Genomic DNA, 10,721 nt, shown 5'->3' with positions numbered 1-10,721 from the left:
TGTATATTTCTGCATAAAATCCCTCCATTACTGGGTTAACATTTTTATACTATTTTGAAATGTCAACCATATAAGGATTATCGCAGAACGCGGCCGGCACAACTTTGAGCTTTTTCAAACCCGGAAAAAGTCTCCAAGCTCGGCCTTCTAGTAAGCGATGAATCGCTAACTAGAATTTGACGGCTGAGCATTTCCCAGAGCTGTTGCTCCGGACTGAATAACGGTTCTATTTTTTATTTGCTTTCCATTTGGTTAGGAATAGAATTTCTATTCTAAAGTGTGGTTTGGATGCTAATACGTTATTGCGTTTCTTCCTGTTCTAAAAAGTGGCAAAAGAATAGGGAATCTTTTGTTTTTCTATTTTTAGAATTCTAGGAGCTATCCAGACTTTAAAACAGTTAAGCATTTAATACGAATAGGACACTATATCCCAACTTGAAATCACGGAAATACGGTCAAGAATAGGATCTAGCCTGGAGCACAAAACCTGTGATGGCTCAGCCGCCAAATTCTTGTTAATGCTTTAGCATTTACAAGAAGGCCAATCTTGGAAATGCCGCGTACTTTGCGGTAGTTTCAAGTTGTGCCGGCAGCGTTCCAGTCCATCACAGGTTTTGTGCGGAAGGCGGCAATTAACCAACATCAATCATATAGAAGTGACTACTTATGCTATTTTACGAATTTAATGATATATTCAAATTGAGAAATAAATTGAGGGGTGAAAATATGTCATTTGATTTTGATAAGATAAATGATCGTCGTCATAGTAATTCCAGTAAATGGAATGTTGGCGAAAATGAATTGCCTATGTGGGTTGCTGATATGGACTTCCAAACAGTTCCTGAAGTTTTGACAGCAATGAAAAAAGATGTTGAACACGGAATTTTTGGTTATCAATATGTACCAGAGGAATATTACCAAGCTGTTGCTGGTTGGTACAAGCGTGAACACAATTTTGAACCAAAGTTAGATTGGTTGGTCTTTAGTAACGGCGTTATGCCATCGATTGGGTCAATTTTACGGCATGTGACTGATTTCGGTGACAATGTTTTGTTGCAAGAACCAAATTACAATTCATTTTATAAGGCGATAAATAACAATGGCCATCATATTTTGAATAGTGAATTGGACTACCATGATGGTAAGTATTCAATCAATTGGCAAGATTTGGAAGAGAAGATGGCTGATTCTAGAACGACTTCAATGATCGTTTGCAATCCTCATAATCCAACGGGTTATATTTGGACTCGTGATGAATTGACTAAGATTGGTACACTTGCTAAAAAACATGATGTCTTAATTATTTCTGATGAAATTCATGGTGACATTATGATGCCAGGTCATGATTACACACCGTTTGCTTCATTGGATTCAGAAATTGCTGAGAATAGTATCTCGTTAGTTTCACCAAGTAAGACTTTTAACTTGGCAATTTTGCATGCTTCAACCTTGATTATTCCAAATGCACATATTCGTCAAAGAGTTGAACAAGGTATTGCTAGTGACGGTTTGAATGAACCCGGAGCTATGGCTATTAGTGGTTCAATTGCTGCGTATACTAAAGGCTTTGACTGGTTAGATGAGTTGAAGAAATACGTTGCTGGTAACCGTGAGTATTTAGAAAAATTTGTTAGCGAGAATATTCCAGAAATTAAAGTTTTACCTGCACAGGCAACTTATTTAGCCTGGATCGACTGTGTTGCATTAACTGATGAATCAGATGAGTTCAACCAATTTTTACGTGATGAAACTGGTTTGTATTTGGCTGAAGGTACTAAGTATAAAGGTAATGGTAACTGCTTCTTGAGAATGAATCTGGCAACACCAAGAAGTAATGTTGAAGATGCCGTTAAGCGTTTGAAAGTTGGAATTGAAAAATTTAAGAATAGATAAAAAATAACCGTTATAGCGTCGCTATAACGGTTATTTTTTTTTACTTTGACAGCAGCAAATCAACGAGAGCTTGAGGTTCAATTTTTCCTAAGTTAGCTGCTAGATCAACCTTTTCGAGTGCTTTATTCAATCCTTCATTGGTGAATTCGGCTCCTAGTAAGGCTTGTTCAATTAGCGTGATATCTCCGCCGGTAATAAAGTCACCATAAATTTTTACAGCCGAGATTTTTTCATCTTTAATTGAGAAGTTGAAGGCAACGGTACCGATATCGTAATGCTTAGAAACGTAATGTGTGAACCCAGGGTTCTTGCCATAGTTCCAAGCGTCAGTGTCGTATTTGTCTTTCAAACGGGAATCGATAATTTCCCAATCGTGATCGGTTAAGGTGTATGTTTCAATGTCAGAAAGTTTATCGACGTGGTAGATGTGTTTGAGTAATTCGACTTTGAATTCGTCAGCGGTCATGCTTCTATATGGTTCGTCGAGGTATGGCTTGATGTTGGTAATGCGCTTGTTGACAGACTTGACACCCTTTGATTCCAATTTATCTTTTTCAGGTGTTAGGACTTTGCTGGCAGTATCCATATCGAGGTCAAACATTAATGTTCCACCGGCTGCAAAGGAATCACCAACTTTGAACATCGTCATACCGGAGAATTTCTTACCGTCAACAACGATATCGTTTCGACCGCGCATCTCGACGCCAGTGGCACCCATTTCATGTAGGGCATCAACGATTGGTTTAGCAAAATAACCGTAATCTCCGAAATGCTCATCATCACCGATGACAATGTTTTCGAAAATAAAGTTACCATAATCGTGGTAAACAGCGCCACCACCGGAAGTTCTTCTGACTAATTGAATGTTCTTTTCCTTGAGGTAAGGGAAGTTCACTTCGGCATAAGCATTTTGATGCACACCGACAATGACAGAAGGGTTATTAATATACAAAATTAATCCGTGTCCTTTGAGACGTAGGTCGTTGACCAAATAGTTATCTAGCGATTGATTAACGATCGCATTATAAACCGGTTTTCCATTTCTTGATGTATCAATAAAAAACATAGAATCCACTCCCTTTTTCAACTGTATGTGAATATTGTAATCCCTTTCATGGTTTGAAGATACAATATTGTGAAAAAAATTAGGGTGAATCCTATGTTTTATCTAGCTTTAGTTTGTGAATTTTTTTACTTAATTAAGACCATGATGATTGGTACTACGATCAAACTCAAGAGAGTTGTTTCAGTAACCATGATGGCAGCGTAGTCGGAATCAGCGCGGTAAAGTTTGGCAACAACGGGAGCGTTAGTCATAACTGGCATAGCAGCTTGAACGATGAAAACTTGTCGCATCAATGGGGTTGAGGGGATAAATAAGAAGAGTGCCGCCATTAAAAGCGGAGCACAGATAAATCTTCCAAAGAGAATTGCCAAGTTATCTTTGTGGAAGGAAATGTTTTTCAAACCGGCATTGTAAATTGAAATACCGATGAAAATCATTGAAAGTGGGATTGTCAGATTACCTAAGTATTCAAAGTCTGACATTAAAAAATTAGGTAATTTAATGTGGAAAATGACTAACAGTAATCCGATGATAAAGCCCATTAGTGGTGGGGAGAAGATTTTTTTCAAAGTTGTTTTTAGTTTGAATTTACCTTTGATCTCACCATCCATTTGAATCAGGTAGGTTCCTAGAGTCCAAAAAAAGGTTGTGTTGGCCATGTAGTAAACCAAAACATACGGTAAACTCTTTTCACCGAACAAGGCCATATTGACAGGTAGGCCAACGAAGACGGTGTTGGAATTGAAAAACATTGAGGCAAATAGACCTTTGTGTTTAGGATCAATTTTTAAAACTTTGATCAACAAAATTGAAATGAAAATCAAAATGGTCATTGATAAAACTGGTACAGCCAAATCTGGTAGTAGTTTGATCAGTTTTTTGGCTGTGAAATCCTTGGTGATCGTGGAAATCATGTAAGCTGGCAAAGCAACTTGGGTGACTAATTTTGCAATCATTTTGGTTGTATTTTCAGAAAACCAGCCGAGATGAGTTAAGCCATAACCCACGGCAATCAGTCCGATAATTATTAGTATTCCTTGAATACTGGAGAAGAAAACGCCCATAAGCAGACACCTTTCAAATAGATATATTCCTTATAGTACTCTTTTTTGAGCCTTTTTTGAAAATTCGTGATTTATTTCTCAAATTGGACAGTACCAATTTAATTTCTGGACGGATTAAATACTTGTAAAATTAAGCGTTTACATTAAAATTAAACATGAGAATTAAATTAGGAGGATTAGAAATGGCCTACAAAACAGTCAATCCATATAATAACGAACTAGTAAAAACTTTCCCCAATGCAACCGCTGATGAAATAGAAACAGCTTTAAGCAACGGGCAAGCACTTTATAAGAAATGGCGCGACGAACCAATCAGCGACCGGAGTAAAATTTTGCACCGGATAGCTGCTTTGTTACGCGAAAACGAAACTGAATTGGCTAAAATTGCCACGATCGATATGGGAAAACTTTTATCCGAGTCGATTGGTGAAGTTGAGTTGTGTGCGATTATCGCTGACTATTACGCTGATAACGGTGAGGAAATGTTGAAACCTACACCAATTTCGAGTCGCAACACGGGAGATGCCGAAATTCTTCATCAATCAACCGGTGTCTTGATGATGGTCGAACCTTGGAATTTCCCTTATTATCAAATTATGCGTGTCTTTGCACCGAACTTTATTGTCGGCAATCCGATGATTTTAAAACACGCTTCCAACACCCCAGCTTCAGCTCAAGCTTTTGAGAAAATTGTCTCAGAAGCGGGTGCTCCAGTTGGCAGTTTGACGAATCTCTTCGCCAGTTACGATCAAGTTAGTGAAATCATCGCTGATCCTCGAGTTCAAGGTGTGGCGCTAACTGGTTCAAAACGTGGTGGACAATCAGTTGCCCAAACAGCTGGTAAATATTTGAAGAAGAATTCAATGGAACTCGGTGGTTCAGATGCTTTCGTAGTCTTGTCTGATGCTGACGTTGATCAAGCAGTTAATTTAGCTTGGCGAGTTAGAATGTACAACGCTGGTCAAGTTTGTACGTCTGCTAAGAGATTTATCGTGGCTGACAATTTATACGATGAATTTTTGGAAAAATTAAAGAATAACTTTGAAAAATTAGTGCCTGGAGATCCAATGGATGAGAATACTACCATCGCTCCAATGAACTCCAAACGTGCTAAGGAGAAGTTGCAGAAACAAATTGATACGGCCGTTGAAAATGGAGCTAAAGTTTATTATGGTAATCAACCAATCGACTTACCAGGACAATTTATCCAACCAACGATTTTGACGGATATTGATAAAGATAATCCTGAATTTTACGACGAATTGTTTGGACCAGTTGCCCAAGTCTTTAAAGTTAGTTCTGATCAAGAAGCGATTGATTTAGCCAATGATTCTGAATTAGGTTTAGGTGGAATCGTGGTTTCAAAAGATGCTCAACACGGACATCGAGTAGCTGAAAAAATTGAAACTGGGATGGTCTTTGTTAACTCATTTTTAGTTTCACTTCCAGAATTGCCATTCGGTGGCGTTAAAGGATCTGGTTACGGTAGAGAACTTAGTCAGTTGGGATTGAATGCCTTTACTAATGAGAAGTTGGTCGTTACAGCGCAAGAACCTGATTGGGGGAATGCTGCTGGAGGACTGGCAATCTTTTAGAGAGCGTGGAACAGGGGCGGTCAGCTCCCGGAGGATAACGTAATTTCACGAATTGCTCGTCGAACTTTACGGGCGATTTGGGAAATTTTGTTATCTCGGAGGGAGTTGCCCCTGTGGAACGCGTTTTGACTATTCTGCATAGAACTATGGTTAGAAAGCAAAAGAAATTTGGTATCAAAAAAGAGGAATCTTCTGTGTATTGGAAGATTCCTCTTTTTATATTGTGTGATTTCTATTTTTTAATAACCATACTTCCTTAGTTTGATCGTAAACGCGTTCCAGCCAACAGGAGTCAACATATAGCTACGCTTCCCAAATCGCCCGCAAAATCGGCGAGCAATTCGGAATCGGGCTATCTGCTGACTCCTAACCGTTGGCTTCCAAGCTCTCTAAACTTGTACCGGTCCACTCAACAACTCATTCAAATACTCCTCGGCATCCTCCAAACTAACATCGTGTTTCCCCAAAAAGATCCACTTCAAAACTTCAATAATCGTGGTACTACAATGCTGCGCCACTAATTCTGCTGGGGCTTTAATGGCTTTTAAATTCAGATTACACTTGATCGACTCATAAATAACTTCCGTGAAATAGTGAATGAAGTGATTAACTAACTGGCTGTCGATGGGATTATTGTCGATAATGTTTTGGAATAAAATATGATATTGATCGAATAATTTATAAATTTGAGCAAAATTTTGAATTATAGTCGATTTGTCTATATTGGGATTGGGAATTTCAATATTGATATCTTGAGCAATTTTATACCAACAAAAATCGAGTAAATCAAACTTGTCATCAAAGTAGTTGTAGAAGGTTGCGCGGGGATAATCGGCTCTTTTACAAAGTGCATTTACTGTAATTTTATCGAACGGTTTTTCGGCTAAAGAATTAAACATTGCAGCAGCAAACGCACGTTGAGTGCGTTCTATGCCACGTGACTGTTTCTTATTAGGATCATATTTCAAAATGTAAGCGCCTCAATTCTGGACATTTTTTATAATTTGTAAAAATCTAGACAAACCTCAAGACTTGTCTCTTGCTCTATTTTCGGTTTCACTTTATCATTGCATTTGTAATTTTACAACTGTCCAAGTATGGATATCTGATTTTGATTAAGGAATGTGGTTATTATGAATAATTTTCGTAAGAAACAATGGCCGGCATTAATTGCTTGGCTTGTAATCATTGTTGTTGCGTTGATTGCAATGCCTAACGTTTCACAGCTTGTTCGTGAACATGGTGGAGTAAATCTACCCAATTATGTCGAAAGTGAAGTTGCCAATCGAATTCAAAAGAAGGCAAACAATAATAAGTCGGTTCGGACTTATACAGCAGTTTTCAGTAATGGAAACCGTGAGTTGTCTTCAGAACAATCGAATGACATTAAAGATAGTTTAAAGAATCTTGACGATCAGTCAGGATTAGATATCTCTAACGTGATGGGGCCAACTGATAACGCCGAAACGAAGAAACAATTGATTTCTAAGGATAAAACGACGCAGTTAGCTCAAATAACAGTTAAACAAAATGGTACCGTTAAACATCAAGTTGATGCTTTGACGAAACAATTGAAAGTAGCAGGTGTGAAGACTTATATCACCGGTGTTGACCCACTGAATGATGATTTCTCAACTGTTACTGAAAAAGGTATTCAAAAGACTGAAGTTATTGCGATTATTTTCATCTTTATCGTTTTGATCTTAGTCTTCCGTTCACCAATCGTTCCACTAATTTCATTGTTAAACGTTGGTGTAGCGTTTGTAACCAGTTTGAGTGTTGTTATGAATTTAGCACAACATTTTGGTTTTCCAATTTCTAACTTTACCCAAGTCTTCTTAGTCGTAGTCTTGTTTGGTATCGGAACTGATTACAATATTTTGCTTTACGATTACTTCAAAGGAGCGCTCGCCGAAGGTCTAGATCCAGTCGAAGCAATGCGGGAAACTAGAAAACATGGTGGTCGAACCGTTCTTTATTCAGGACTCTCCGTGTTGATTGGTTTCTCAGTTCTCTGGTTAGCGAAGTTCTCGTTCTATCAAAGTGCTTCAGCCGTTGCTATTGGTGTCGTAGTCTTGTTGCCAGTCTTATTGACTTTAAACATGTTCTTTATGGCAACACTTGGAGCCAAGATGTTTTGGCCAAGTAAGATTTCCAATGGTAGCAGTTCCAGTCGTCTATGGCACGGATTGTCAAAGGCAGCTTTGGCACAACCTGCAATTATGATGGCCGTCGTAGCTGTGATAGCTATTCCGTTCGCTATGACGATGAGTGGTGATTTAAACTTTAATAACGCTGATGAATTACCAAGTAGCTACCAATCAAAGGCTGGTTATGAAGTAATTCAAGATCACTTCTCTAAAGGGATGACCGCTCCAATTACGGTTTACATTAAGAGTGATAAGAAACTTGATACACAAGCTAGCCTTGGGGCCATCGACCAATTGACACAGTACTTGCAAAAAGAAGACGGTGTTAAAACAGTTGCTTCAGTAACTGAACCAGGTGGCAGCAAAATCAGTTCCATGTACTTGCGTGATCAACTTAAAACAATTACCAAGGGATTAGATACTTCTAAAAAAGGTTTGAACAAGATCAAATCTGGTTTAGACAGCGCTAATACCCAATTACAAAATGCCAATATCAGTGGCAGCATGAGTCAAGTTCAAGAACTAGCTGACGGAACACAACAATTAGCTAGTGGAACTGCTCAATTGCAATCTGGTTTAAGCACCTACACAGCGGGAGTTTCGAGTGCTAATTCAGGTGCTCAACAACTAGCTTCTGGCTCAAGTCAAGCAGCTACTGGTGCTAATACGTTAGCAACTAGTTCACAAACTTTGGCAAGTGGTGCTAACCAAGTAGCAAGTGGATCCAGTCAACTAGCATCTAGTGTTGGTAGTGCAGCATCTAGTTTGCCTGCTTTGTCCAGTCAAGTTCAACAATTAAGTTCTGGTAGCAATACCTTAGCTCAAGAGATGAACCAATTGACAGCTGCCGTTAACCAACTCAAACCATTACTTGCTGCAATGCAAGGAAATCCGGCTTTGAGTCAAATGACTAATGGTCAACTAAATACTAACCAAATCGCTACTTTAGTAAGTAGTATTAACCAATTGAATGCTGGTACATCAACCTTAAATGGTGGTATCAATCAATTTACTAGTGCTTTACCTGGAATGACTAGTCAAATCAGTCAACTATCCAGTGCAACCCAAACCCTAGCTAGTGGCGCTAACCAAGTGGCTGGTGGATCTAGTCAGTTGGCATCTGGTGCCGGTTCTCTAGCAAGTGCCAACTCACAAATTGCTAGTGGGGCATCAACTTTAGCAAGTGGAACAAATACTTTAAACTCATCTAGTTCAACTTTGAACAGTGGTGCTAGTCAAGTAAATTCCGCTTCACAACAAGTCAATACTGGTGTTCAAACTTTGAATACTAAGTTGCAAGCTATGTCATCACAAGTTGAAGAACTTCAAAATGGTTTAGGCAGTGCTTCAAGTGGTTTGACGAGTTTAGCTAATGGTAGTGACACGATGAATGACTACTTAACTGAATTACAAAAGTCATACATCGGAAAAGATTTCTATCTACCAAAAGAAACAATTCATTCAAAGGCCTTCAAGCCAGCACTTGATACTTACATGGCTGACAACAATAAGATCACTACAATGACCGTTGTTCTAAAAGGTGATCCAAACTCTGAAAAAGCTAATAAACAGTTTAAACAACTTCAAAAAGATATCAAAGCCCAAGTTAAACATGGTGCTTTGGATGGAACTCAAGTTGCTTTAGGTGGTCAAACATCACAAGATAACGATTTGAGAACCTTAGCAAATGGTGACTTTAAGCGGACAGCTATCATTATGGTAATTGGTATCGGAATTGCCTTGATCGTAGTTATTCAATCACTATTACAACCAATGACAATTATCGCTACCTTGTTAGCTGCCTATGCAGTCTCAATGAGTTTGACAAGAATTATTTCTTCAACCTTCTTGGGCAGACCATTGTTAAGTTGGAATACACCATTCTTCACTTTCATCATGTTGATGGCTTTAGGTGTTGATTACAGTATCTTCTTGATGATTCGTTACAAGGATGATCATGACGGAACTGACTTGAAGAAACAAATGCTTCGGGCCGCCACAGCAATTGGTGCGGTTGTTATCAGTGCCGCTATTATCTTAAGTGGTACCTTCGCCGCCTTGATTCCAAGTGGAGTTACAACTTTGATTCAAGTTGCTCTAGGTGTAATCATCGGTTTGATTGTCTTAGTCTTCGCATTGCCAGTTACGATGTCAGGCTTGATTAGTTTGACACAGTGGCATGAGATGCGTGAGCATGGGTTAGACAAGAAAGCTAAGAAAACAGATAAATAGATTTTAATGAATACTCCAATCAGAAATGGTTGGGGTATTTTTTTTAGTGAAGTATGCCGTCCTCCGCAACAGCTCTGGGAAATGCTGGAACGCTCTGGGCACAACTTGGAGCCAATTCCAAAAGCGGGAATTGTCTTCAAGATTGGCCTTATTCTAAGCAATAAATTGCTAAGAATAATTTCAGGGCTGAGCATTTCCCAGAGCTGTTGCTCCGGACTGAATAACGATTCTATTTTTTATTGGCTTTCCATTTGATTAGGGATAGTTGTTCTATTCTGATGTGAGGTAGGTTTATTGATACGTTATTGTGTTTTTTTCTATTCGGAAATGGGAATAATAACGGTAAAAAAGGGGAAATATCCAATTATTTTTTAGCTGGAAATACATACTAAACTAGAGAAATTCAGGAATTTTTTTAGATTCTAAAACAGTTAAGCACGTAATATGAATAGAAAATATATCCTAATTAGAAATTATAGAAATACTGCTAAAATCTGAAATCTAGCCTGGAGCACAAAACCTGTGATGGCTCAGCCGCCAAATTCTTGTTAGTGCTTCAGCACTTACAAGAAGGCCTAGTTTTGAGATTTTTCCGAACTTGAAAAAGCTCAAAATAGTGCCGGCAGCGTTCTGCGATAATCCTTATATGGTTGACATTTCAAAATAGTATAAAAATGTTAACCCAGTAATGGAGGGATTTTATGCAGAAATATACACCTAA

The 10,721-nt window shown here is 38.5% G+C and carries 6 protein-coding genes; 3 read left to right on the top strand and 3 right to left on the bottom strand.

Annotated features, from left to right (window positions below; genetic code table 11):
* Positions 1-726 precede the first annotated feature (726 nt).
* Positions 727-1,893: a MalY/PatB family protein gene (locus EGT49_RS12065; RefSeq protein WP_135374622.1), complete on the top strand. Its 1,167-nt coding sequence runs from the start codon at positions 727-729 to the stop codon at positions 1,891-1,893.
* Between the two features lie 40 nt (positions 1,894-1,933).
* Here the strand turns inward: EGT49_RS12065 and lplA are convergent, their stop codons facing one another.
* Positions 1,934-2,959: a lipoate--protein ligase gene (gene lplA, locus EGT49_RS12060; protein WP_135374621.1), complete on the bottom strand. Its 1,026-nt coding sequence runs from the start codon at positions 2,957-2,959 to the stop codon at positions 1,934-1,936.
* Between the two features lie 125 nt (positions 2,960-3,084).
* Positions 3,085-4,023, bottom strand: a complete 939-nt coding sequence (locus tag EGT49_RS12055) for an AEC family transporter (protein WP_135374620.1) — start codon at positions 4,021-4,023, stop codon at positions 3,085-3,087.
* 182 nt (positions 4,024-4,205) lie between these two features.
* Between EGT49_RS12055 and EGT49_RS12050 the strand changes: the two genes are divergently transcribed.
* Positions 4,206-5,618, top strand: a complete 1,413-nt coding sequence (locus EGT49_RS12050; protein ID WP_135374619.1) for an NAD-dependent succinate-semialdehyde dehydrogenase — start codon at positions 4,206-4,208, stop codon at positions 5,616-5,618.
* 389 nt (positions 5,619-6,007) lie between these two features.
* Here EGT49_RS12050 and EGT49_RS12045 read toward each other — a convergent pair whose 3' ends face one another.
* A complete protein-coding gene (locus EGT49_RS12045) occupies positions 6,008-6,586 on the bottom strand; it encodes a TetR/AcrR family transcriptional regulator (RefSeq protein WP_135374618.1) in 579 nt (192 codons plus the stop codon).
* A gap of 165 nt (positions 6,587-6,751) precedes the next feature.
* Here EGT49_RS12045 and EGT49_RS12685 point away from each other — a divergent pair, with 165 nt between their 5' ends.
* The gene (locus EGT49_RS12685) at positions 6,752-10,000 is read left to right on the top strand and encodes an MMPL family transporter (protein WP_246013851.1); all 3,249 of its coding nucleotides are present in this window, start codon (positions 6,752-6,754) and stop codon (positions 9,998-10,000) included.
* Positions 10,001-10,721 lie beyond the last annotated feature (721 nt).

It is taken from the genome of Companilactobacillus suantsaicola (assembly GCF_004745525.1).
In the GTDB taxonomy this organism is placed as follows: domain Bacteria; phylum Bacillota; class Bacilli; order Lactobacillales; family Lactobacillaceae; genus Companilactobacillus; species Companilactobacillus suantsaicola.
The sequence above is the reverse complement of the archived record's forward strand: the minus strand, read 5'-3'. Positions and strand labels throughout refer to the sequence as shown.

Bases quoted from the DNA above. Each gene is read 5' to 3' on its own strand.
- EGT49_RS12065 (WP_135374622.1), top strand. From the start codon at position 727: ATGTCATTTGATTTTGATAAGATAAATGATCGTCGTCATAGTAATTCC.
- lplA (WP_135374621.1), bottom strand. From the start codon at position 2,959: ATGTTTTTTATTGATACATCAAGAAATGGAAAACCGGTTTATAATGCG.
- EGT49_RS12055 (WP_135374620.1), bottom strand. From the start codon at position 4,023: ATGGGCGTTTTCTTCTCCAGTATTCAAGGAATACTAATAATTATCGGA.
- EGT49_RS12050 (WP_135374619.1), top strand. From the start codon at position 4,206: ATGGCCTACAAAACAGTCAATCCATATAATAACGAACTAGTAAAAACT.
- EGT49_RS12685 (WP_246013851.1), top strand. From the start codon at position 6,752: ATGAATAATTTTCGTAAGAAACAATGGCCGGCATTAATTGCTTGGCTT.